The following is a 25,186-nucleotide window of genomic DNA, read 5'->3' on the forward strand; positions in this document are numbered from 1 at the left end:
CTTCCAATCGATTTTACCCAAATCCACTCTGACTTCTATCGGGGGCGACTCGGACAGCCTGCTAACAACTCTAAGCATGAATTGGTAAAGCTATAAAGTGGAGTTCGTAACGGATCTTCCTGCTAGCATTTCAAGGCAAAGGAGATAGTCCACTGGTACCCCATGGGAAAGCCCCCCACGAAGGATACGGTTTAGATACTCAGGAGTGGGCTTGCCAGAGGTGACCACATTCTCTGGCCTCGCGACGTAGACCTCCGCATCATAAGCTTGTCCTGTTGCGTCGAATACGGTTACGCAACGCCGATGATAGCCATCTTCAAACACATCAAGTTTTAGCAAGGCAATGGAATCGCATCGATAGAGCACTCCGATTACCTCGCCGAGGGAGGGAGCAAGGTTAGCGTAGTAGTGTCCGTCGCTTGCCAGCATGCTGAAGTCGACTTGATGGTTGGGCAACTTCGCCAAACGAGGGCGCAGTTCTTCGTTCCCCTGATGGTCGAAAACATGAGTTCCCAGTCGAATTCGAATCTGCTCTACACAAAGGTTGCTTCCGTAGGCAAAGTACCAATGATCGAATGCTTGTGCATTGTTGCCTTCGGAGTCTCCAGCATTGGTCGACGACAGTTCTGAAACGTTTGGATGGTCGATCATGCCTTGGGAGTAATTTCGTCGGTCCAAACCCGGAAGGATTGAAGTCGATTCTCACCGAAAATGGTTGTGAGAGCGACATCTGCGGCATCGCGGCCGCGAGCCATAAGCACTCGGCCGATGCGAGGTGTGTTATTCCTCGCGTCAAAAGGATGCCAATCTCCTCCCAAGTACGCTTCGAACCACGCGCTAAAATCCATGGGGGCGTCCACTGGAGGGACACCGATGTCGCCTAGATAACCCGTGCAGTACCGAGCTGGGATATTACAGCATCGACAGAGTGTTATCGCTAGATGCGTGAAGTCTCGACAAACCCCAACTCGTTCTCGGTAGACCTCATGGGCGGTCCGAGTTGCTCGAGCCTGCATATAGTCAAAGCGAATGTGTTGATGGACGAAATCGCAAATCGCTTGAACTCTCGCCCACCCAGGTGTCGTTTTCCCAAACAACGCCCAAGCAATGTCTCGAAGGTCGCTATCGACCTCGCAATAGCGACTCGCAAGAAGAAAGAGTACTGCTTCGTTCGGAAGATCTTGAACGAGATGCTGAGGCGAATGGGTGTGCTGCATCTCCGGCAAGCCGCAATCTTCCACCTCGATTTCGTTTCTTAATGTGAGATGACCCGCAGAAGCCACGAGCCGGCCACATCGGTTTCCGTACGAATCGATGTAGTTGGACACTGGAGACCGCGGCTGGACCTCCAATTGATCCCCCTTTCGAGTTGTCGCATCCCGCGATGGATGGAGATACAGCATGAGCAGTATCGGCGATGGTTCGGGCAACTCAAATCCGATCTCGTAGCCCGCGCGAATCAACATTGTTTGTTCTTTTGAAAGGGACTCGATTGAACGTTTCTTGCTTCGCCAAGTTTATCGCCATCGAGTCCACTCGCAAAAAAACGGCACCTCATGAAAGGTCATTAAAACGACTGCGGTGAATTCTACAGGCCAAGGGCACGTTCGAATGCGAAATTACCGCAACAAGATACGTATTTAGCGCCTATTTGCGACAGGAGGTCTTTTCAAGCTTTGATAAAGCCTGTACTGCGCATTGCGCAATGGCATGCCCGTAGTTTTCCGAAATGTCTTTTCCGCACGCAGCCATAGGATGAGGGGCTCGATCCGTTGTTGCCTTGAAAGTGACGCTCCTAGGAAAGCGTTGGAAGGCGGCAGCCAGAATGAAGACAACTTTGAGCTGAGAGGAAGGATGATGAGTCGAATACTTTTAACCCTTGGGCTGATCGGATGCGCGATTTCCGCGGCCAAAGCCGATGAGCCCGGTCAGCGAGAGAAGGATGACGCGGCGATTCGCAAAGCGGTAGCGTCCTACGTGGATGCCTTTAACAAGGCGGATGCAAAAGGCTTGGCGACGATGTGGTCCACGAATGCCGTGTACACGAATCCGATCAGTGGTGTTCAAGTTGTCGGCAGAGACGCTATTGAAAAGCAGTTCGCTGGCATCTTTGAAGAGTCAAAAGGCATCAAGCTGGAGGCGACGACCCAGTCGATTCAGTTTGTCTCGCCCAGCGTCGCTATAGAAACGGGATCAGCCAAATCGATTCACCCGAAGGGAGATGTTGAAGAGAGCGAGTACACTGCCGTCTATGTTAAACGGGACGATGCTTGGCTTTTGGATCGCATCTCCGAAGAGGACGTTATCCAACCTCTATCGAACTATGAGAAACTAAAGGATCTCGAGTGGCTGGTTGGCCACTGGGTGGATCAGGACGAAGTAGCTTCCGTGGTTACCGATTGCCAATGGAGTCGTAACGAGAACTTCTTGATTCGTTCGTTCGCTGTGCAGGTCGCCGATCGCATCGATATGTCAGGTATCCAGATCATTGGATGGGATCCGTCCAACAAGCAGATTCGATCTTGGGTGTTTGACTCCGATGGCGGATTCGGACAAGGGACATGGGTCAAGAAAGGTGAACGTTGGACAGTCGAGCAGACGGGAGTTTTACCCGATGGTCGGAAATCCTCTGCCATCAACATGATGACTCGCATCGACGACAACACCATGACGTTGAAGTCGATCAATCGAACGCTGGATGGCGAGCTACTACCCAACATTGACGAAGTCCAAGTGACGAAGGAATAACAACATGAAGAAATCAATCATTCGGACTGGGTTGGCAACACTGGTCTTGCTCCTCGCGCAAGCGGACGATGCGGATGCGCGTGGCGGGCGCGGCGGCGGTGGAGGGGGTGGTGGCCGAAGCATGGGGGGCGGAGGTGCAGGTAGAAGCATGGGGGGAGGTGCAGGAATGAGTCGCCCAAGTCCTTCGATCAATCGCTCTCCGTCGATGAGTCGTCCATCGCCACCTATGGCATCTCGACCATCCCCTGGCGGCATGGGGGGAGCGCGTCCATCGACGGGTGCAATCGGCGGAGCGAGACCCATGCCGGGTGGCGTGGGTGGCGCGAGACCTTCACCAGGGGGAATTGGAGGGGCTAGACCCACGCCGGGCGGTATTGGAGGTGCAAGGCCTTCGACAGGTGCAGTGGGTGGCGTTCGTCCAGGGCAAGGCGGTGCCGTGGGTGGCGCTCGTCCGGGGCAAGGCGGCGTCGCGGGTGGCGCTCGTCCGGGCGCTGGAACCCTTCCCGGCTCCCGACCTTCCGCAGGCCAACTCAATGATTTCTTAGATCTTCGGCCTTCGGGTGGTGGTGGGCGACCCAGCACGCTTCCTGGAAACGTTCCGGGCGGGATCGGTGGGGCTGGTATCGCAGGTGGAGGAGCTGCAGCAGATTTCTTGCGAGGTTCAGGAGCCAGACCAGGGACGCTTCCTGCCGAGGGTGTCCGTCCTGGAGCAGGGCTGGCCGATAGGCCCGGCGTTGCAGACCGACCCGGAATTGCAAACAGACCTGGCATCGAGAACAGACCAGGCATCGAAAACAGGCCCGGTTTGGAGAATCGGCCGGGGCTGGAGAATCGACCGATTGCGAACGGCTCTCTCTCGGACAACCGAGCGGGACGCATCGAGAATCGTGACCAGTACCAACAGGACCGAATGAATCGTCGCGACGAAGTTCGGGATCAAGTGAGGGACAACTATCCACGGCTTGATTTTTGGTCCGAGTATCCTGGGTGGGCGGCGATGAGAATCACCCGACCGTATCGCTGGGCCACTTGGGGCTCGGTGGCGGGATGGTGCGGCAGCTACGGCTGGAGTGAGCCGGTGCCCTACAGCTATGGCGAGAATGTCTATTACGAAGACAATTCGGTTTACTATGGAGATCAGCCAGTTGCCACTGCGGAAGAGTACGCAGCGCAAGCCGAGACGATCCTTCAAAGCGCACCGGAAGTTGCACCGGATCGGGCAGAGTGGATGCCGCTCGGTGTGTTTGCATTGACCCAGGATGGCGAAAAATCGGGCCCCAATCCGACGATGTTCCTGCAGCTTGCGATCAGCCGAGAAGGGGCCATTGCAGGCACACTTCGCAACACCACCACCGGCGGCACGCAAGAGATCGAAGGGGTCGCGGACAAAGAATCGCAACGAGCTGCTTGGACCGTGAAGGGAAAGACACGACCGATCATGGAGACTGGAGTTGTGAATTTGACGCAGGACTCTTCCCCCGCGTTGGTTCATTTCGCCGATGGCCAAACCCAACAGTGGTTGATGGTTCGGTTAGAGGAACCTGCAGCCCAAGCGACCGGGAATCCCTGATTCAGGCCTATCTCTGCAAAGGAAATAGCAACAATACTCAACCGAAGTAGACTCAATAGCGGCTACAAGCTCGCAAGCAGTAACACGACAGGGTAGAATTCCATTCTCGCCTTTGTCCACTGCAGGACGACGCCTTGATGCACCATTGGAGGTCTACTTCGGATGAATCCCGCCCAGCGAAGCACTGCCCCAGCGCCACCTCTACCTACCTTGAACGGGTCCAAGTGCGAACGATTACCCGAGGGTCTCGACTTAACCACTAGTACGGGATCGGTGCACGAACAGCTTGAGCTAGCCGGTTGTCCCATTGCATTATCAATTCGCGACCGAGTCCAGTTCGAAGAGTTTTTATCTGACCTGTCTGCTAACTTCGTTAACATATCTGCTCCACAAGTCGACGCTTACATCCTCGCAGGACTGAAAAGAGTGGTCGAGTTTCTCGGGATTGATCGATGTGGCTTAGGCCAAACCATGCTCGGCGGAGCTGGTATCGCGATCACGCACTCCTATCAGATCGAGGGCGTCCCTCCGGCGCCCAAGGTCGTTTTGGAATCGCAATTCCCGATCTATGCAAGGAAGGTGCAGGAAGGAATTCCGTTTCAATTGCTGGAAGATGTCGTTGGCGACTCCGAGGCGCAAGCAGAGAGAGAGTACGTGCTCCAATCGGGGCTGAAGTCGCAACTGACAATACCACTGAAGGCCTCGGGAGTGATCGTCGGTGGAATAGGATTTGCCTCGTTTCGCAGACGCATCGAATGGCCGGACGACTTGGTGCAGCGGCTTCGTCTCGTAGGCGACATCTTCACCAATGCGTTGGCTCGCAAGCAAGCGGACGAATCACTCCGCAGACTTGCTACCAAGTTGATCGAAGCGCAAGAGGACGAGCGGCGTCTGATCGCCCGCGAGATGCATGACGATTGGACTCAACGGCTGGCAGTTCTCGGACTGGATCTAGCGATGCTTGAAAAATCAATCGACGACCCCTCGGTTGCCGTTCCCATGATGAGAACGATCCAGGAACGATTAGCCAGTCTTTCAGGCGATGTTCATGATTTGTCTCGACAGCTCCACCCTGCGATTCTCGAAGATCTCGGCTTGGTCGAGGCACTGCGTTGCGAGTGCAATGCGTTCTCCCGGCGAGAGGGGATTGTCGTCGACTTTCAAACCGATGCAGCATCGCCCGATATGCCCCATGAAGTGGAATTGTGCATTTATCGCGTGGCGCAGGAGGCGCTGCGAAACCTGGCGAAGCATGCGGCCGTTTCCAAGTGTTGGGTTCGGCTTTTCGAGGAAAAAGGCGACTTGGTCATCACGATTCGTGACGAAGGTGTCGGATTCGATCCGTTGCAGGCACATCATCGCGCAGGGATCGGGCTTGCAAGCATGCTGGAGCGAGTCAGTCTCGTTCGAGCAAAACTTTCCGTCACGTCATCCCCCGGTAAGGGAACGATGATCGCAGTCCGCGCACCTCTCGATAGCGAAGTGGTATGAAGCGATATCGCATACTAATCGCCGATGACCACCAGCTATTTGCCGAGGGGCTACGTGTTCTGTTAGAGCCGGAGTTCGAGGTCGTAGGACTTGCTCAAGACGGAAACGAAATGATCGAAGCTGCAAAAACGTTTCAGCCCGATGTGATCATTACCGACGTTAGCATGCCGTCGCGAAGCGGGCTGGAAGCAGCGGAGAGAATTCGCGAGCTGGGATTGGCTGCTCGCGTCATTGTACTGACTCAGCATCGCGAAGTCATTTATGCCAGGCGTGCTTTGGAGGTTGGGGCCGTCGGCTATCTGCTAAAACATGCTGCATCTTCTGAGTTGGTCACGGCCATTCGTGAGGCTGTTCAAGGAAGAACTTTTGTTTCGCAAATGATTGCGGGGGAGTTGCTCGATTCATTTCGTCATGAGGGCGAATCGAAGGACTCGCATGGCCATCTAACGGCGAGGCAACTGGAGGTGGTGAAGCTGGTTGCGGAGGGATTGTCGGCGAAGCAGATCGCCTCAAGCCTGAAAATATCCGTCCGGACAGCCGAAGCTCATAAAGCGAATGCTTTGGACGCGCTCGGATTCAAATCGACAGCCGAACTGGTTCAATACGCGATCCGCAGTGGCATCATTTCGATGTGACGATCCCTGCCTGCGTTACGAGGGATGTATTGAATATCTGCGCAATGCGCAGGTTCTATGGCGTAGTTTTGCGAATGGTCATCCTCGGACGCCCCACGACAATGAAAGGACTTGCAGGAAATGTTTGTCCGTGTCGTCGCCGCTGCGCGGTTCGCATGGGCATATGTCCGATGGGGTGTTAGGGAGACTTGATTTGCTATGAAAGAAGGGGGCCTTGTCCTTGCTGGACGGCATCTGGGAGTGCTGGAGGGAACACAAGTTCTCTTTCAAGACCTATTCGACACGATTGTTTTGGTTGCGGACGAGAGGTCTTTGTTTCACGCAACGTTGAAGCTTTCTCCCGATTTGGTGATCGTCGATTTAGCGATCTCAGAAAAATCGGATTTGTGTCTTGCAGAGCGATTGTTGGAGAGCCATTCCAGTTTGCGATTAGTTATTCTGAGCGTCTACGAAGATATTTCCGTCGCTCACCGAGTGATCGCAGCGGGCGCGAAGGGGTATGTCGTTAGGCGAGCGATAGGCACCGATATACTCCCTGCCGTTTACGCGGCGATGGCAGGTCGAAGCTTTGTTTCTCCTTTGGTCTACGCGGAAAACGATGAGCTTAAGCGGCTCGAAAATCAACTTGCGATCCAGTCTGGAGATGATTGATGACGTGGCTTCAACGGGTTCGTGTTCAGCACTACATTCGGAACTCCATCTGGTTATTGCCCGCCCTTGGAATGGGTGTCGGAATTTTCATCGTGCGAGGTTTGCACTGGTTCGAGATGGAAATGGGTCTCAAATCCTCCTTGAATCCCGATAGCGCACGCGCGGTGCTTGGAGCGCTAGCTTCTTCAATATTTACCTTGGTCGTGTTCGTATCGTCTGCTCTCTTGGTGGTATTGCAAATTGCAAGCTCTCAGCTTTCGCCCCGAATCATAGGGATCGTCTTTCGCGATCCAGTGACCAAGTTATCCATAACCGCCTTCGTGTTTACTTTCACGGTTACATTGGCCACGTTGGCGAGAATTGACGAGTCGGCACCCATGTTGACCACGCAGCTTGCCAATTTCAGCTGCATTGGAAGCTTGGTTCTCTTCCTTTATATGATCGATCATTTGGGCAAAGCACTGCGACCAAGCGGGGTGCTTCGCAGAATCGCCCTAATGGGTAAAGAAACCATTGAGACGGTGTACCCTGAGCTTCTGGTCGATGCTAGTGGGATAGTACGAGAGAGCAGAGACGTAAAAAGCATGTCTATCGAACATCCCTTCGTGGTGAACAGTCATCGAGATGGCGTGTTCCTCGGATTCGATCGGGCTGGACTGAGGACTTTCGCCAACACAGCGAAGTGCACGATCGAGTTGGTGCCTCAGTTGGGAGACTTCGTTGCTTCGGGTTCGCCTTTGTTTCGATTAACCGAGCAAGCCAATGCGTATCTCGCAAAAAGAATGCGTAACTCGGTCTTCCTCGATCAAGAGCGAGAATTGGAAAATGACCCCATGTTGGCATTTAGAATCCTTGTAGATATTGCCGCTAAGGCGCTTTCACCGGGAATCAACGATCCGACAACTGCGGTGCTGGCTCTCGATCAGATCCAGAATCTTCTCGAGGCGGCTGGCCAACGCAATTTGAGCGAAGGGCAATTCGAAAATGAACGAGGACTATTTCAGCTTGTTTATAGAACTCCAAACTGGGAAGACTTCGTTCGATTATCGGTTACCGAGATTCGTCTATTCGGGGGAGATAGTATTCAAGTTGTTCGTCGATTGAGGGCCATGCTGGAATACTTGATCCATATGCTCCCGGAGGGACGGCGGGCTGTGCTTCAACGAGAATTGAGTCTCTTGCACAAAAAGGCCGATCGATCGTTTTCTGACCCAGACGATCGTGCGATGGCGGAGGTTAGCGATATGCAAGGAGTGGGGGGAGCGACTGTTGATAAACTACCCGACGTTTCGACTGCAAGACTCGGATAGCAAGAAGGCGAAAGAAGGTCATTCATGGAAAGATCGAAAATACCTCCTCCTCCTCGAATGGTGGCCGTCAGTGGGATCGTATTCACTGCGTTGTTGGGCGTCAGCTTGGTGATTGTTCGGATGGCTCTTCCTTCCGATCCCCATGATCCGGGCGAATGGCTAGCTCGACAAGCGTCGCGCGATTGGGTTCGTTGGTCGCTGAATCTAGTTCCCTTCGCAGGGCTTGCCTTTCTTTGGTTTATGGCGACGTTTCGCAACTACATGGGGCAACTCGAAGACAAGTTCTTCGCTACCGTATTTCTTGGCAGCGGACTTTTGTTTGTTGCCATGTTGTTTGTGGCGGTCGCTCTATCGCAGGGTTTGTTGGAAACGTTTGCGGGGAGCGATGGCCTATGGTCTCAAAGCGAAAGTTATCAGTTTGGTCGAGCGGCGGTATACGCGCTCATCAACTTCTTTGGAATGCGAATGGCTGCCGTATTTATGGTGGTCACCTCGACGATTGGGCTGCGATCCTCCGTTCTACCGAACGTTATATGCTTGATCGGGTTTGTGTTTGGTCTCGCGATATTGACGGCCATTACTCAATTTTCATGGATCGCTTTACTGTTTCCTATGTGGGTGATGTTGGTGAGTTGCTACATCTTGGTTGTGAGTGCTCGCGACGGGAGTCAACCCAATCTGGGGCATCGCTTCGATGCTAACGGCAAGTGACCCTCAGGTGAAGAGCGCCGCCGTCGCCTCGCGCGGCGCGATCCGCAATACCGCTATTGGATGCTCGGTGGGGCTGGCGATCGTCGTTATAGGCCTTGGAGTATCGTGGTCCATGATGCACGTTTGGAATTGGCTGGACGGTTCCGAAGGAAGCCGTAAACTCTGAGCCTTGAGACCATTCCTAGTGCAAAGACGGCGAGATGCGTTTTGCGCACGTTGGACATGGTAGATTTGCGAATGGCTCACCCCGCGATGGAACCTCAGAATATCCTTCCTTGTTATATGGCTCGAATCGACATATCAGCATCGTTCGGCCAGACCGGTTCATCACCATCGATCAAGGGTTCGTTATGAAAGTTGTAATCGTCGGAGGAGTCGCTGGAGGAGCCTCGTGCGCTGCACGCTTGCGAAGGTTAAACGAGACGGCAGAGATTCTGATGGTTGAACGGGGGCCATATGTGTCCTACGCCAATTGTGGTTTGCCTTACCACATCGGCGGCGTCATTGAGAAAGAGTCAAGTTTGTTGGTGGCGACGGAACAGACGTTCCGAACTCAATTCGCGATCGATTGCAGAACCAATTGCGAGGCGATCGCTATTGATGCGAAGAACAAAACGGTGAACTTGCGCGATGTGAAGTCGGGAGAGGTTACCGTGCAGCCGTATGACAAACTGGTACTATCCCCCGGTGCCCCCTCGATCCGTCCCGCCTTGCCAGGCATCGATTTGCCAGGAATCTTTCAAGTCCGAACCGTCCCTGACACACGTGCGATCGTTGAGTGGCTCAAGAAGGGAACGGACTTTCTTGCTGGGATGAGCAGCTACACCGGAATTCAAATGGCCAAGCCGGTGACGCGTGCGGTCGTGGTCGGTGGTGGATTTATCGGATTGGAAACCGCCGAGAACTTGGTGCATCTCGGATTCGATGTCACTTTGATTCAAAAGCCGACGCATGTGCTATCTCCCTTGGACCCCGAGATTGCTTGTCTCGTTCAGGGGCATATCATTCGCCATGGAATCAAAGTGGTCGCAAACGACGGAGTCGTCGGATTCAAAAAAATGGAAGGTGATTCCATCGAGGTACAAACCAGCTCCCGCAAAACCTTCCCTGCCGACGTGGTGATTCTCGCGATCGGTGTCCGACCCGACACGACTCTCGCGAAGTCAGCGGGGATCGCTATCGGAGAGCGGGGCGGCATTCTCGTAGATGATCAAATGCGGACAAGCGATCCGGATATCTTCGCCGTAGGGGACGCGATCGAGGTAAAGGACTTTGTTACCGGAGAGCAGAGTCTTGTGGCGTTGGCGGGGCCAGCCAATCGGCAAGGGCGCATTGCTGCGGATGTCATTTGCGGTCGCGATTCCCGCTACCGTGGAACGCAAGGGACCTCCATCATTGGATTGTTCGGTGGCGCTGCGGCTTGGACAGGTGTCTCAGAGAAAACGTTAAAGCGTCGCGGCGACACCGACTATGAGAAGATCTACCTCTTTCCCAATTCGCACGCAGGCTACTACCCTGGTGCGAAGATGATTGGACTCAAAGTCCTCTTTCGCAAATCCGATGGACGGTTGCTTGGTGCTCAAGCGCTCGGCGCGGATGGACCTGCCGTTGACAAGCGGATTAGTGCGCTCGCGGCATTTTTGCAAATGGAGGCTACGATTTATGATCTGGAAGAGGCAGAACTCTGCTATTCGCCGCAGTTTGGAAGTGCCAAGGATCCCGTGAATTTCGCGGGCATGATTGCTGGAAACATTCTTCGAGGGGATTCGCCGATCTGCCATTGGGAAGATATCGGCGACGCGATCCTCCTCGACGTGCGAGAAAAATCGGAATTGGCTGTGGAGGGCCTGCCCGGCTCGATCCATATTCCTCTGCCTCAATTGAGGTCGCGATTGTCCGAGATACCCAAAGACCGAGAGATCAAGGTAGTGTGCCGTTCTGCTCAGCGGGCCCATTATGCAACGCGAATATTGCTACAGCACGGTATTCGTGCCAGCAATGTTTCCGGAGGAATGCTTTCGCGTGCCATGAGTTCCATCGCGTCTCGATGATAGAATCAAGTCGAGCAACGATCGATAAAAAGACATTCCCCAAAACGCGTAGAGCAAGAGAGATCGACTGTGTACAAGATAGTGCTGTTTGGCTTTTTATGGATGCTCTTAGCGCATCCTGTTTTGTCACAAGAAGCGATCAATCGAGACATCCTACCGATCCCAGAGCCCAAGCGTCCGACGATAAAGGAGTTGGATGTGCGAAAGGTTCAGCCGCCAACTCGCTTTGAGGTCAAGGCACCGAAGGGGGCCCCGAATGTCGTCGTGGTTCTCATTGACGATATGGGGTTCGGGGTTGCAGATTGCTTCGGTGGTCCTGTACCGATGCCGACGTTTAGCGCGTTAGCACGCGAAGGATTGCGGTTCAATCGCTTCCACACCACTGCCGTGTGTGCTCCAACGCGTACTGCCTTGCTGACCGGGTACAATCACCATTCCAACAATATGGGTTCGATTACCGAGACAGCCACCAACATGCCTGGCATGAATGGTGTTCGGCCACAAACGATCACTCCGTTGGCGGAAGTCCTTCGTCAAAACGGATACAACACCGCGTTTTTTGGGAAGAGCCACGAAGTTCCACCTTGGGAGATTTCCCAAGTAGGTCCGCAAGATCGCTGGCCTACGCGAAGCGGTTTTGAAAAGTTCTATGGTTTCATCGGTGGAGAAACCAATCAATATGCACCGAGTCTCTATGACGGCGTCACGTTGGTTGAAACGCCCAGCGATCCTGATTATCACTTCACGGTCGACATGACCGATCAAGCGATTCAGTGGACTCAGTTCCAGCAGTCGCTTGCTCCGGACAAACCGTTCTTCGTTTACTATGCTCCTGGAGCAACGCACGCACCTCACCATGTTCCAAAAGAATGGTCCGATCGATTCAAGGGCAAGTTCGACGCCGGATGGGATCGTCTCCGAGAATCGACTCTTGCCAAACAAATCGAGCTAGGTATCGTCCCCGCAGGCACGAAGCTTGCTCCCAAACCGGAGGACATTCAAGATTGGGACGATTTGAGTCCAGACCAAAAGAAGCTCTTCACTCGTCAGGTAGAGGTCTACGCGGGTTTTGCCGCACATACGGATCACCAGATCGGTCGGTTCGTCGATGCACTCCGTGCCTCGGGTGAACTGGACAACACGTTGTTCTTCTTCATCGCAGGCGACAATGGTGCGAGCGCCGAGGGGCAGATGAACGGGATGTTCAGTGAGATGACTTACTTCAACGCTGTTCCCGAAAAGGTGGAGGATATGCTGAAGCATTACGACGAATGGGGAGGCCCATCTACCTATCCGCATATGGCAGCCGGTTGGGCCGTCGCACTCGATGCCCCATTTTCGTATACCAAACAAGTGGGATCTGATTTCGGTGGAACACGAAATGGGATGGTGGTGCACTGGCCGAAGGCCATTAAAGGCAAGGGGGAGATTCGCAGCCAGTTCTCGCACGTCATCGATGTGGCACCCACCATTTATGAGGTTACAGGTATTCCAGCGCCCCGCATGGTGAATGGAATCGAACAAGATCCGATCGAAGGTAAAAGCTTCGCCTATGCTTTCAACGATGCCAACGCTCTTGAACGCCATAATGTCCAATACTTCGAAATGTTCGGTAATCGTGCGATCTATCAAGACGGATGGCTAGCGCGGACGATCCATCGGCCTGCTTGGCGATCTGCTCCTCTGAATTCGCTGCAAAACGATGTGTGGGACTTGTACGACACTCGGGTTGATTTTAGCTTGTCGAACAATCTTGCATCCGCCCAGCCAAAAAGGTTAGCAGCGATGCAAAAGCTATTCATGGAGGAAGCTGAAAAGTATCATGTGCTTCCGATCGATGATCGCGTCTTGGAAAGGACAAACGCTTCGCTGGTAGGTCGCCCCACCTTGATGGAAGGCCGCACAAAGATGGAACTTCACGAGGGCATGAAAGCGATGGGGATCGATGTCTTCATCGACCTTCGAAACAAGTCCTATCGCATTACGGCGGATGTTGTTCTCGATGCATCCGCGCAAGGTGCCTTGGTATGCCAGGGGGGACGATTCGGCGGATTGTCCCTTTACATGAAGGAGGGGAAGCCTGCTTTCACTTATAACTTTCTGGGATTGGAATCCACCACCGTCCAATCGACCCAACCGTTACCGTCTGGCAAACATACGATTGTTTGCGATTTTGAATACGAGGGGAGTGGGCCAGGAAAAGGCGGTACCATAACGATCTCCGCCAACAACGAGGTCCTTGCTAAAGGTCGATTGAATAAAACTCAGCCCGGAATTTTCTCTGTGGACGATCTAGCTGACGTCGGTGTCGATCTTGGTACTCCTGTGGCAGACTATGGCTCGTCGAATCATTTTAATGGCACGATCGAACGGATCTCGATTGAGGCACGGTGAAACCTCGTAAATCAGAACCTCCAAAGGAACTGATTCATGAACAGGAATCCGTCAGCGTCTGATAATGGCGACAGATAGCGCGTCGTTCGGTAGTCGATCTCGACGCCGAATTGGACGTTTTTGCTGACGTCCCAATACGCGGTCGTGAAATAGGTCTCGTTGCTTGAGATTTGTCCAGAAGCCAAATCGCTATTGAATGGGTCGTCGATCCCATACCCGAAGTGAACATGGAATTGAGGGTGAAGGTAATAATAAAGCTCAGCGAATCCGCCGATGGAGCGGATGGCTTCGAAGGTTTCTGAGTTGAAATTCTGCAGAGCTCCTGCGTTGTATTCGGCGAGGGTTTGGCCGATGAAAACCTCACCCTTCACACCCATTCGGTCTGTGAGCGTGCATTGGAGATCGCATCCTATAGCCTGTATATCATCCACGATTCGGTCCGGCCCCGGTGTTGAAGGGCCTGGAATCGGCTTGGTGATGCGAATTTGGCCTACCACTGCGGAGAGCCCTAATTCCAAAGAGCGCTGCTTTCGGCCACCCACCAACTCCTCCGCTTCACCGAATCCCAACAGTAAACGTCCTTCTAAATTCGGCCACCCGTTGTCTTCGACTAATGGGTCTACTAGGCGATCGCGAACGAGCGTCGCGATAGGTTCGCTTAATCCTCCTTGAAACGTGATCATTGAGCCATTTTCCATCGGAATGAATCTCTCCCACCGAACCTGTCCTCGGTAGGATCCCGAGTTGCCGGATGCGTAAAGCACACTGATAGGTAGCACCGACGGTCCGAGGGGGTTGAAAATGTCCTTTTGGATCCCAGCCGCAAAACGGGATTGATCGTTCTTCAATTCGCCGTAAGCAAAATAGACCAACATCCCGTAATTGTCATCGGTGATGTTGTCGTTGAAGAAGAGCGTGTAAATCTCGCCCCCTGGAGTGAATCCGCCTACGTCTGGACCACGGAATCGGGCGTTGAGCGAACTCTGCCGGGCATGGATTCCGAAGGTATTTGTATCCTGCTCTGAAGGAGATGCGGGGAACAAGAGCAGAGGGAGGCTTGGTGAAAACTGTCGGCTTGTGGAGAAGGTGGATAGTGCAGACATCGCTGCACCAAACGTGAGGCGACTCTTGTCGTTCAGCATCGATATGGTGATACCATCGCCCGGAGTATGCTGCACCGAAGAGAGAGGTTGCAATGCATCGACGTCCGGGTGACTAGCGAGGAATTGATCGTGCAATCGAGCATTTTCTTCCTGCAGTGCTCGATTGCTAGCTTCGAGATCGCTCAGTCGCTGTTCGATGCGAGACAGATTTATGTTCGTCCGTTCGTCGTTCAGGACGAGAGGTTCCTGAGCCATCGAAGTTGAGATGGCTCCCTGCAGCGCTAGAGTGAAGCATCCCATGAGGTAAGCGTAAACACGCATTAAAGGCTGCTCCCAAGTCGCCGTCTTAAACATCACCGTCATCGCAACTTCGACAGGAGGACTCGTCCATGTTTAGCGGTATTAGCGATTTTGTCGATTACGAAGTCATTGTCTGGTCTCGCTCCTTTCTCGAGATCGCTTCAACTGCGTAAAACGCAGCGCGGCTATCGTAGTTTCGACAATAGCGTTTACGGCGAGCCGCTCCGAGGATAGGAGTCTGCACTAGCTGCTGGTTGGTCACCTAGCTGCCGGTTGGTCGGATCAACCGGAACGCACTAGCGTTCGTTTCTGCAACTCGTGCCTTGGGGTATCCCCCTTCGGCACATTGAAACAAGGAGCATTGGAGTCAGCTGGATAGGCATTTGAGGGGCGACGGCACCATGAAGCCTCATTTTTGGCGTGACGCGATGCGATTCGAGAGCTAAGGGAATCTCGCTTATGAAAGCTATAACGGTCGAACCCAGAAAAGTCGGAACCATTCGCTTGGAAGAAGTCGCGGAGCCCTCCCTGACGAGTGGCTCGGTGCTCGTAGAGGCGATTGCTGTCGGGGTGTGCGGAACTGACATCGAAATAGCGGAGGGCAAATATGGTTGGGCTCCACCGGGGAGAGACCGCCTTGTTTTGGGACATGAGTCTTTGGGACGCGTGCTCGACCCAGGTCCGGGCAGCGGGCTAAAGAAGGGGGATCTCGTCGTGGGAATCGTTCGACGTCCCGACCCGGTTCCCTGTCCAAATTGCGCTGTGGGGGAATGGGACATGTGCCGCAATGGACTCTACACCGAGAGAGGTATCAAAGAGATCGATGGTTATATGAGCGAGCGATGGCGGGTCGAGCCGGAGTATGCGGTCAAGGTAGATCCTACTCTTGGCATCTTGGGCGTTCTACTGGAGCCGACGACGGTCGTGACCAAGGCATGGGAACACATTCTGACCGTGGGCCAGCGGGCATTCTGGGAACCGAAGACCGTACTCGTTACCGGCGCGGGCCCTATCGGTTTGTTGGGGGCGTTGATTGGGAAGCAATTGGGTCTCGATGTCCACGTTCTTGCTCGAACCAAAAGTGGCCTCAAACCCGAAATGGTTTCTCAGCTGGGGGCTACCTACCACTCTTGTAACGTAGAGGAATTGGACTTCGAACCCGATGTCATCATGGAATGCACAGGTTCGGGTGGAGTCATCGCCGAGTCCATCGCCAAGGTAGCAGCCAGCGGCGTCGTATGCCTAACGGGCGTAGGTCATGGTGGTCACATTCCGAATCTCCCTACGGCGAACATGGCATCCGCGGCTGTTCTCAAGAACAACGTTATTTTCGGTAGTGTCAATGCGAACAAACGACACTGGTTCAAAGCAGGAGAAGCCTTGGCAAAGGCGGATCGAGCGTGGTTGGCCCGCCTTATCACAAGGCGAGAGTCTCCCGAGAATTTTGCGAAGGCTCTGGTGAGGGAACCGGAAGATATCAAAGTGGTTATTCAATTCGCAGAGGTTTGATCGACGCCCAAGTAATGATCGATGGGTGGCCTAACCGTTTTTTGTGAGGTGAGCGATGTCGGAACGAAGAGAACAGGTCAAGGAGATAGCGAGGGAAGTCAAGCTCCGCATGGATGAACGTCTTGGCGAGATTTGGTGGTTCTTGCTGTCTCGCGGTGTCTTAACTTTAGTCCTCGCGCTGTGCGCATTGGTTTGGCCTCAGCGAACCATGGAGATTCTAATCAAGATACTCGGGGTCTATTTTCTAATCGATGCTGTGGTCGCCGCCGTCTGGCTCTATCGAAGCGGCGACAAAGGGGCGACTCTCGTTCAGGTCATTACAAGTTTGACGATCGGATTGGTACTGTTGATTTGGACGGGCGTCAGCGCCAAGCTATTCATGATCTTCTTGGGGCTCTGGTTGTTGCTTCAAGGAATCGGACTATTTCTTTCAAGTAGAAAGCTGGATCCATCAACCGGTGTACGAACCAATATGGCGGCTACGGGAGGAATCATGGCACTCCTGGGCGTCGTGTTTGTAGTTTGGCCCGACACGGGTGTGGTTACGGTCTCTTGGCTCATCGGGCTGACCGCTTTCGCATTGGGCTGCCTCTTGATCTTTCTCGCCACACGAATCAAACGTCTTCAAATACGAGTCGATGGAATCGGCGAAGGCTGATGCCATCAGAAGACAGTTTTAAGACGCGCCAGCGGATGAACGGATTTGTTCTGAGAAATCGGACGAGTCTCCAGCAGCGAGGGCTCTTTCTCGAATCGCACACCGGGATTGCAATTCCTCAAATGGTACCTGTTGATCTAGGAACCCAAGCTCATACATCGCGCGAGCAGAGAGTCCGTTCAAGAGTATCCGCGGAAGCACCCACCAGGGTACTTTTGCACGCCCCTGGTAGAACAAATTTGTCGTGCAGTTGCTTGCGACCGAGTTATACCATTCGGGGCTCGTGTTCAGTTTGTTGATACGTTCGACGTAATCCAACAGGAGTTTGTGTAGATGCTCCCGGGGCAAGCGAAGACGATACATGTAGACTTTGTCTTGCCAAATGTTGGTCCGTAATCGGATGATGTCGCGTTCATCCCCAACGACGAAGATCAATTGGTAAGTACGGAACAGACCCCAGAGTGGAGAGTAATTCTGCCATCGTTCTCGACGTGCCTCGACCGATATGCAAAGGAACTTTCCATCCTCAAAGCCAAAGCTTACCAAGGTATGGGCGATGATCGGTCCAGACCAATGGGCTAAAAAATAGTCGATCGAGGAGAGACGCGTTAAGTCAAAGCTTCGCTCCTCGTAGTGAGGTATCGCTTCGCCGCTTTCCGAGTAGGAGAAATGGCGAAAGTTGTTGATTGTCAGTGTGTTGCCCAAGACTCCTACCTGGGGTAAGACCTTCATTCCTTCGAGCCAGTCACCGTCCGACTTCGGGCGGAGGGAGTGCCACCACGTGATGCCTATCGCCATGAGACTCAACCAGATTCCGACTACCCACGGGAATATGGGGAGAAGGCTCAAACTAACGCTCATCACGGCAAGTGGAGCCAGCGATGCGATAATACGAAGCCAGGGTTGCCGAAAGTGGTAATGAATCGCCAACGCGAACCAGAGAGTCGTCGGCAGCACCACAGTGAAGACGAATAGCCAAGCAAGTAAATGCATGAAGGGAACGTTTCAAAGCCGTTAAGCACTAAGGTTGTTTTGACGCACTCGAAGAAGTTTGCTCTCGAGTTCTTTCAATCGTTTCGTCAGTTCAGGGATCATACTCTGTGCCGCGACTTGCCCGGCTTCTGCGATGACCTGGGTGCGATGAAACTCCGCCAAACCAAAGCCCGATGTATCCGGTTTTATCCAGAAATCCACCGCTCGGTTGCGCAGCTTGCCGATGTTGTGCGCTTGGGATTCAAAGATTCGGAACAAGGTATCGATGGAGCCGGCATTTCGCATTTTCGTGGTTGGCATATCAGGGCGGTTGCCGGCAAACTCGTTTCGAACATGGCTGGAGACGTCGACGCCAACCACGAAGTCGACGCCGTCTTCTGCTAGGACATCGGCAGGTAGGTTGTTCAGGACCCCCCCGTCCACGAGCGCCATTCCATCTCGAAGAATCGGTCGCGAGACGATGGGCAAATTGATACTCTCGAGGATAGCGTGCACCGCATCTCCTTCGTGGCGCACCACCGTGCGGGCTTGGACCAAGTCAACCGTAACAGCATGGAATGGGATAGACAGCTGCTCGAGTCTCCAGTCGTGCAAATATTTCCTCAGCTTCCCATCCCAGGCTCGGCGTCGGTATTGCGATACCAAATACAGATTGGGCCAATTCGGTAGGAATTGCATCAGTTTGGGAGGGGTCAGATCCCGCTGAAAGTTCTCGATGGCCTGAGAGGGAGCCATCCCCGATGCGTAAAGAATACCAGCCATCGCGCCCGCGCTGGTGCCTGACATGACATCAAAGGAAATGCCCGCTTCTTCTAACGCTTTCAATACGCCGAAGTGAGCCATCCCTTTCGCACCACCGCCAGCGAGCGCGATACCCAACGATATCCCCCGCAAGGCTCTCGCGAGTCGATCGATCCCCTGCGATTCCTGGCGCTTTAACGACTCACTCGAAGAATCGATCATCACTTTGATGTTGGGTTTTTTCCAATCCCATCCACTAAGAATCGGCGCAACTGGGTGTTCGGAATTCAAAATCCAAACGATTCGAACTTTATCTGCAAGGTCTCCTGGGGATGCTTTTAGCAGGCGGAGATAATGGAGCAGATTGTTGGTGTCATCCGGCTCGAGCAGCCAAAGGATTTCATCGCAACCAAGAAATGCCTTGAAATTCATCCCTGATTCGGAACTGGGCGACCAAACGACGATTTGCCGATCCACATCAGTCGTCGGCGGTTGCAAAAGCGGAGATTCGCCCGACGGAAGCTCGAGTATCGGTAAGACTTCTGGCCAACTCCCTGTGTCCGTCAGGTTGGATGGATTGCAAGCCCAAGTTCGCAGTCGTTCGCCGGCGAACACCAATTTCGAGGCGAGACGTCCTGCCAAAACGAAACCTCGAGGCGATGACGCAACAATTCCCAAACGCGGCGATGGCAAACGGCGAGATGCTGCACCAGCAACGACCTTGAATCGATCGCTGAGGGTAAAGAAGAGATTCTGCATCATCTGCGGGTACGACTTAATCCAGAGCAACAGACACTCTGCCGGAGCTACGAGAAGCGTACCGTGTGTCCGCGCGGTGAAGCGAATTGGACGAACCGGAGTCTTTTCTAGAATCATGACCTCGCCGACTGTCTCACCTTGTCGCACGATCGCAAGCGGCTTCTCACGTCCCCGCGCGTCCGTCAAAAAAGAGTCAAACTCTCCCTCGGCAACAATCCAAAACTCAGTAACCGTATCCCCAGCCGAAGCGACCGTTTCACCTGCCTCGAATGGCCGTATGCTGAAGTCGCCGGCAATCGCGTCGATCTGTTCGGCGTCCATGCCATGGCAGAAGCGAATGGCTGTCAACCATCCCTTTATCCGTTCGAGATCCGCTGTGGAGCTTGGCATGGGTCCCTGTAAAATCTTCTTGAGCTAGTTCGATTGCACGGCAACCTCTCCACTATACCTCAGCCAAGCATCCTCAATGCGAACGTTGCGCATTCCGCAATATGTTCCTGGTAGTTTTTCGTATAGATGAATAACATCGCAGAAACGATTGTGTGATAGATTGAAATTCCGTCTGCTAGATAGGAACGCGAGAGAATGGTGGACGGCGGCAGATGCTTCCGGCGTTCGCTGGAATCATTCGTGGTGTAGAACAATTCCCGAACATTCACGTAGGAATAATTGATGAATCCGGAACAAATCCGACTTGCTGAAGCTCGAGATCAAAAGCAAGGTTGGAAGAAGTGGGGACCCTACCTCTCCGAGCGGCAATGGGGGACTGTTCGCGAGGACTATAGCGTTAACGGCGACGCCTGGAATTTCTTCACGCATGATCATGCTCGCTCTCGAGCTTATCGTTGGGGAGAGGATGGACTGGCTGGAATATCGGATGACCAGCAGCAACTCTGCTTTGCCTTGGCGCTCTGGAATGGAAAGGACGCTATTCTCAAAGAAAGGTTGTTTGGTCTGACAAACAGCGAAGGTAATCACGGTGAGGACGTCAAGGAGTACTATTTCTACCTCGACTCCACACCCACCCACTCCTACATGAAGTATCTGTACAAGTACCCGCAGAGTGCCTTTCCCTACGAAGATTTGTTGGAGACAAACAAGCGGCGAGGTAGAAACGAAATGGAGTACGAGCTACTCGACACCGGTGTCTTTCACGAAGATCGATACTTCGACGTCTTTGTCGAGTATGCGAAAGCGGGTCCCGAAGACATCTTGGTACGCATCACGGCGGCGAACAGGGGCCCCGATGCTGCAGAATTGCATCTACTGCCGACGTTGTGGTTCAGAAACGACTGGTCTCAATGGATTGCAGAGTCGAACCGATCTCCCCAGAAACCTTGCCTTACCCAGACGGATGCGTCAGCCACCACCCATGCGATCTCCGCAGAGCATTCGGCGCTTGGTCGGTTCGCACTCTGGTGTGAGGGGGAGGCATCGCTCCTCTTCACCGAGAATGAGACAAACCACGAGCGACTTTTTCCAGGACAAAAAAACGAAAGTCCCCACGTCAAAGATGGCATCCATGATTTTGTCGTTCATGGCAGGCAATCGGCAGTCAATCCAGAACGGAAGGGGACGAAGGCAGCTGCCCACTACCACGCTACGATCGCAGCCGGTGAATCAGCGGTTGTGCGTTTGCGACTCTCGAAGCAGCCTGCAGCTCCATCATTCCAACCGTTCGACGCTTCTTTCGACAAAGTGTTTACCGACAGAATTCGAGAAGCGGATGAGTTCTACCAGGAAATCACTCCGCCCTCGATCAGTGAAGATGCCGCGCAGGTCATGCGACAAGCGTTGTCGGGGATGCTGTGGAGCAAGCAGTTCTTCTTCTTTGATGGCGACAACTGGCTGGATGAACACAATTCGAATCCGCTGCATTCCGGCTACCGCAGTTCGAGGAATTCCGATTGGTTCCACATGTTGAATAAAGACATTATCTCGATGCCGGACAAGTGGGAATACCCTTGGTACGCCGCATGGGATCTCGCGTTCCACGCAATTCCGTTGGCGCTCGTGGATCCTGATTTTGCAAAAGAGCAATTGTCACTCATGTTGAAAGGGCTTTATCTTCACCCGAGCGGTCAGATACCTGCATACGAGTGGAACTTTAGCGATGTCAACCCGCCTGTGCATGCTTGGGCGACGCTCTTCCTGCATCGCACGGAGCAGGCGCTCGGTGGAGAAACGGACTTGGAGTTTCTCCGGGGTGCGTTCAATAAATTGATGCTGAACTACACTTGGTGGGTGAACCGCAAAGATCGCTTTGGGAAGAACGTTTTCGAAGGTGGGTTCCTGGGCCTTGATAATATTGGCGTTTTCGATCGCAGTTCGCCGCTTCCTACCGGCGGGCATCTTGAGCAAGCAGACGGGACGGCTTGGATGGCTTTGTTTAGCCAGAACATGACAGAGCTGGCGGTCGAACTTGCCTCCCACGATCCTGTATACGAAGACATGGTTCTCAAATTTGTGGAGCAATTCTATTACATTGCATCCGCGATGAACCGTCCTGGTTCGGATAGCATGTGGGACGAAGAGGATGGATTCTACTATGACCTGCTCCGATTGCCCGACGGCAGCGCGCATCGACTCAAAGTCCGTTCGATGGTTGGGTTGCTCCCTTTGTGTGCTGCGACGGTTGTCGAACCATGGCAGCGAGAGAAAATCCCACGTGCTCTTGCTGGGTTGAGGGAAAGACTGAATCGGGTTCCTGAGCTTGCCAGCACTATGCATCCAGTCGGTCCTGAGCACTATGGTGTCGACGGTCGGGGATTGTTCGCTGTGCTTAATCCGGAGCGGCTTCGCCGTGTCTTAGCCAGAATGCTGGATGAGAACGAATTTCTCAGCCCTTATGGAATCCGGTCTATCTCCAAGTTCCATGATGAGCACCCGTATGTGTTGAACGTGCAAGGGCAAGAGTACCGCGTCGACTACTTGCCTGCCGAATCCAATACGGGCATGTTTGGTGGTAATTCGAATTGGCGAGGCCCCGTATGGATGCCAGTGAATGCGATGATCGTTAGGGCGTTGCTGCAGTACTACATGTACTACGGCGATAACCTCAAAGTCGAATGCCCGACGGGTTCCGGAAAGTGGATGAATCTCTACGAAGTTAGCGAAGAATTATCCAATCGACTGACGCGGATTTTTTTACGCGATGAGAACGGCAAACGGGCCGTTTTCGGCGGCACCGAAAAATTCCAGAACGATCCTCACTGGCGCGACCACTTGCTGTTCTTTGAGTATTTCCATGCTGATAACGGGGCGGGGTTGGGTGCAAGCCATCAGACGGGATGGACTGGATTGGTTGCGAAGTTCATTCAGCTGTTTGGATTGCTCGATGCGGACAAGGCCTTGCAGGGTGGTAAACGATCCGCTTTCGGCTTCAACAAAGTAAGGTCATAACATCATGAGTACATCGTCCAACACAGGGCGTCCTGCCCCTCTGGGAGTGGAGATCGCCGAAGACGGCGTCAATTTTTCGATCTATTCGAGGACTGCTACCGGTGTTGAGTTGCTCCTCTTCGATCGAGAAGACGCTGTGAAGCCCTCTCGCATCGTCACACTCGATCCTGTTTCCAATCGGACCTATCACTATTGGCATACGTTTGTACCAGGGGTTCTGCCCGGGCAACTGTATGGCTACCGAGTCTTCGGCCCCGACGACAAAGCGAATGGCCTTCGGTTTGACTCGACGAAGGTGCTCCTCGATCCGTACGGTCGGGGGGTAGTAATCCCCAAAGGCTACTCGCCTGATGCTGCGAGGGCAGTCGGAGAAAATACAAAGACTGCTTTAAAGAGTGTCGTGATTGACAATTCGAAATATGACTGGGAGGGGGATACTCCACTGACGATTCCTTCTTCGCGCACTATCATTTATGAGATGCATGTGGGGGGGTTCACACGCCATCCCAATTCAGGAGTCGCGAAAAAGAAGCGAGGCACTTACGCAGGCTTGATCGAAAAGATTCCCTATCTCAAGGATCTTGGAATCACGGCTGTCGAACTGCTTCCCATATTCGCTTTTGATCCTTTCGCTTGCCCCTCTGGTCTTGTGAATTACTGGGGATACCAGCCTGTTTCGTTCTTTGCTCCGCACCCCGCGTATGGTTCAAACCGCAGTGCGACAGGCCCAGTTGACGAGTTTCGCGATATGGTCAAAGCATTGCACCGCGCGGGCATCGAAGTCATCCTGGACGTGGTATTTAACCACACGGCCGAGGGTGGGAAGGATGGTCCAACGCTCAGCTTTCGGGGGATTGACAATCCGACCTACTACATCCTGGAAGGTAACGGGGAGAAGTATGCCGATTACTCAGGCTGTGGAAATACCCTCAATGCGAACCACCCGGTCGTTCGCCGCATGATTGTCGATAGCCTGCGGTACTGGGTCAAGGAAATGCATGTGGATGGCTTTCGTTTTGATCTCGCCTCCATTCTCTCGCGAGATTCCTCCGGAAAAGTCATTCCCAATCCACCTGTTCTTTGGGATATCGAATCCGATCCGGAGCTTGCTGGTACCAAACTGATTGCTGAGGCCTGGGATGCTGGAGGGCTGTATCAAGTCGGAAGTTTCATCGGTGATGCCTGGAAAGAGTGGAATGGGCGATTTCGCGATGATGCTCGAGATTTCTTCCGAGGAGAGCCGGGGGCTGTCGGGAAATTGGCGGATCGGATGCTCGGTAGCCATGAAGTGTACGGTCATGAAGAGCGAGGTCCGGAGCAGAGTGTGAATTTTGTGACCTGTCACGACGGATTCACACTAAATGATCTCGTTTCGTATAACGAAAAGCACAATGAAGCCAATGGAGAACAGAACCGGGACGGATCGAATGACAACAAGAGTTGGAATTGTGGCGTGGAAGGACCAAGCGACGATCCTGCGATCGAACAACTACGCGATCGTCAGGTCAAGAATTTTCTATCGGTGACGATGTTCTCGATCGGCGTCCCGATGATTCTGATGGGAGACGAAGTTCGCCGAACGCAACGTGGGAACAATAATGGTTATTGTCACGATGACGAGTCTGCTTGGTTCGATTGGTCGTTGGTCGAGAAGCATGCGGAGATCCACCGATTTGTTAAGCTCCTCTCGGCGAGAAGACTTCTAAGGGATGTAAAGCATGAACAAAGTCGTGTTAGCTTGACTCAATTGATCGAACGAGCAAACAAGGCCTGGCATGGCGTAAAGCTGCATGAGCCCGACTGGGGGGAAAACTCCCACAGCATTGCTTTTGGAGCGGAAATTCATGACGAGAAGCTCCTGTTTCATTTGATCCTCAATGGATATTGGGAGCCACTGGACTTCGAACTGCCGCTGCCCGTAGAGGGTGCCCCATGGCGTCGCTGGGTCGACACTTCGCTTGCATCCCCAGACGACATTGTGCCATGGGAGTCTGCTCCGCCTGTTACCGATTCGAGCTACCGAGCAGGGCCCCGCTCGGTCGTGATGTTGTATTCGAAGTCGCTCGAGTAGTCCCGGGGATTCCCTAGCCACATCGGCTCGCGACATAACTTTGGAATGCGGCATCGTGTACGGAGCATTTTCCGAGGACCCGAGGAATG

Annotated in this window: 19 protein-coding genes; 14 read left to right on the plus strand and 5 right to left on the minus strand. The window is 53.4% G+C overall.

Annotation, left to right across the window (positions count from 1 at the left end):
- Window positions 1–90: 90 nt before the first annotated feature.
- Both SH467x_RS01970 and SH467x_RS01975 read right to left on the minus strand, forming a co-directional pair.
- A complete protein-coding gene (locus SH467x_RS01970) occupies window positions 91–651 on the minus strand; it encodes a gamma-glutamylcyclotransferase family protein (protein WP_482369641.1) in 561 nt (186 codons plus the stop codon).
- Window positions 648–1,466 carry a transglutaminase-like domain-containing protein gene (locus tag SH467x_RS01975; RefSeq protein WP_482369642.1) on the minus strand — a complete coding sequence of 273 codons (819 nt, stop codon included), beginning with the start codon at window positions 1,464–1,466 and terminating at the stop codon, window positions 648–650. Before SH467x_RS01975 ends, SH467x_RS01970 begins: the two co-directional genes overlap by 4 nt.
- Window positions 1,467–1,854: 388 nt before the next feature.
- Between SH467x_RS01975 and SH467x_RS01980 the strand changes: the two genes are divergently transcribed.
- The 10 genes from SH467x_RS01980 to SH467x_RS02025 all read left to right on the plus strand — a co-directional run bounded on the left by SH467x_RS01980 (window position 1,855) and on the right by SH467x_RS02025 (window position 13,561).
- Window positions 1,855–2,748 (plus strand): YybH family protein, encoded by an 894-nt coding sequence (locus SH467x_RS01980; RefSeq protein WP_482369643.1) that lies wholly within the window; start codon window positions 1,855–1,857, stop codon window positions 2,746–2,748.
- 4 nt (window positions 2,749–2,752) lie between these two features.
- Window positions 2,753–4,318 carry a hypothetical protein gene (locus tag SH467x_RS01985; protein ID WP_482369644.1) on the plus strand — a complete coding sequence of 522 codons (1,566 nt, stop codon included), beginning with the start codon at window positions 2,753–2,755 and terminating at the stop codon, window positions 4,316–4,318.
- Between the two features lie 273 nt (window positions 4,319–4,591).
- The gene (locus tag SH467x_RS01990; protein WP_482369645.1) at window positions 4,592–5,809 is read left to right on the plus strand and encodes a sensor histidine kinase; all 1,218 of its coding nucleotides are present in this window, start codon (window positions 4,592–4,594) and stop codon (window positions 5,807–5,809) included.
- A complete protein-coding gene (locus SH467x_RS01995) occupies window positions 5,806–6,444 on the plus strand; it encodes a response regulator (protein WP_482369646.1) in 639 nt (212 codons plus the stop codon). Before SH467x_RS01990 ends, SH467x_RS01995 begins: the two co-directional genes overlap by 4 nt.
- A gap of 198 nt (window positions 6,445–6,642) precedes the next feature.
- Complete coding sequence (locus SH467x_RS02000; RefSeq protein ID WP_482369647.1) at window positions 6,643–7,095, plus strand: response regulator; 453 nt, start codon at window positions 6,643–6,645, stop codon at window positions 7,093–7,095.
- Entirely contained in the window at window positions 7,095–8,405 is a 1,311-nt protein-coding gene (locus SH467x_RS02005) for a DUF2254 domain-containing protein (RefSeq protein WP_482369648.1), read from the plus strand. The genes SH467x_RS02000 and SH467x_RS02005 overlap by 1 nt, the downstream gene beginning before the upstream one ends.
- A gap of 24 nt (window positions 8,406–8,429) precedes the next feature.
- Window positions 8,430–9,116, plus strand: coding sequence for a hypothetical protein (locus SH467x_RS02010; protein ID WP_482369649.1), 687 nt, complete (start codon window positions 8,430–8,432; stop codon window positions 9,114–9,116).
- Between the two features lie 7 nt (window positions 9,117–9,123).
- Window positions 9,124–9,282, plus strand: coding sequence for a hypothetical protein (locus tag SH467x_RS02015; RefSeq protein ID WP_482369650.1), 159 nt, complete (start codon window positions 9,124–9,126; stop codon window positions 9,280–9,282).
- A 184-nt stretch (window positions 9,283–9,466) separates the two neighbouring features.
- On the plus strand, window positions 9,467–11,167 hold the full coding sequence (locus SH467x_RS02020) for an FAD-dependent oxidoreductase (protein ID WP_482369651.1): 1,701 nt from the start codon (window positions 9,467–9,469) through the stop codon (window positions 11,165–11,167).
- 69 nt (window positions 11,168–11,236) lie between these two features.
- Entirely contained in the window at window positions 11,237–13,561 is a 2,325-nt protein-coding gene (locus SH467x_RS02025) for an arylsulfatase (RefSeq protein ID WP_482369652.1), read from the plus strand.
- An 11-nt stretch (window positions 13,562–13,572) separates the two neighbouring features.
- Here the strand turns inward: SH467x_RS02025 and SH467x_RS02030 are convergent, their stop codons facing one another.
- Window positions 13,573–15,027: a hypothetical protein gene (locus SH467x_RS02030; RefSeq protein ID WP_482369653.1), complete on the minus strand. Its 1,455-nt coding sequence runs from the start codon at window positions 15,025–15,027 to the stop codon at window positions 13,573–13,575.
- Window positions 15,028–15,423: 396 nt separating this feature from the next.
- On the opposite strand from SH467x_RS02030, the gene SH467x_RS02035 reads away from it, so the two are divergent.
- Both SH467x_RS02035 and SH467x_RS02040 read left to right on the plus strand, forming a co-directional pair.
- Window positions 15,424–16,473 carry a glucose 1-dehydrogenase gene (locus SH467x_RS02035; protein WP_482369654.1) on the plus strand — a complete coding sequence of 350 codons (1,050 nt, stop codon included), beginning with the start codon at window positions 15,424–15,426 and terminating at the stop codon, window positions 16,471–16,473.
- 55 nt (window positions 16,474–16,528) lie between these two features.
- A complete protein-coding gene (locus tag SH467x_RS02040) occupies window positions 16,529–17,131 on the plus strand; it encodes an HdeD family acid-resistance protein (RefSeq protein ID WP_482369655.1) in 603 nt (200 codons plus the stop codon).
- An 18-nt stretch (window positions 17,132–17,149) separates the two neighbouring features.
- Here the strand turns inward: SH467x_RS02040 and SH467x_RS02045 are convergent, their stop codons facing one another.
- Together SH467x_RS02045 and SH467x_RS02050 are read right to left on the minus strand one after the other, a co-directional pair.
- Window positions 17,150–18,124 carry an Lnb N-terminal periplasmic domain-containing protein gene (locus SH467x_RS02045; RefSeq protein WP_482369656.1) on the minus strand — a complete coding sequence of 325 codons (975 nt, stop codon included), beginning with the start codon at window positions 18,122–18,124 and terminating at the stop codon, window positions 17,150–17,152.
- 21 nt (window positions 18,125–18,145) lie between these two features.
- Window positions 18,146–20,014 carry a patatin-like phospholipase family protein gene (locus SH467x_RS02050; protein ID WP_482369657.1) on the minus strand — a complete coding sequence of 623 codons (1,869 nt, stop codon included), beginning with the start codon at window positions 20,012–20,014 and terminating at the stop codon, window positions 18,146–18,148.
- A gap of 282 nt (window positions 20,015–20,296) precedes the next feature.
- Here SH467x_RS02050 and SH467x_RS02055 point away from each other — a divergent pair, with 282 nt between their 5' ends.
- On the plus strand, window positions 20,297–23,026 hold the full coding sequence (locus tag SH467x_RS02055; RefSeq protein WP_482369658.1) for an MGH1-like glycoside hydrolase domain-containing protein: 2,730 nt from the start codon (window positions 20,297–20,299) through the stop codon (window positions 23,024–23,026).
- A gap of 4 nt (window positions 23,027–23,030) precedes the next feature.
- Window positions 23,031–25,097, plus strand: coding sequence for a glycogen debranching protein GlgX (glgX, locus tag SH467x_RS02060; protein WP_482369659.1), 2,067 nt, complete (start codon window positions 23,031–23,033; stop codon window positions 25,095–25,097).
- The last annotated feature ends 89 nt before the right edge of the window (window positions 25,098–25,186 follow it).

This window comes from Brakhagea slesvicensis (assembly GCF_052161625.1).
Lineage (GTDB): Bacteria > Planctomycetota > Planctomycetia > Pirellulales > Pirellulaceae > JBKCUI01.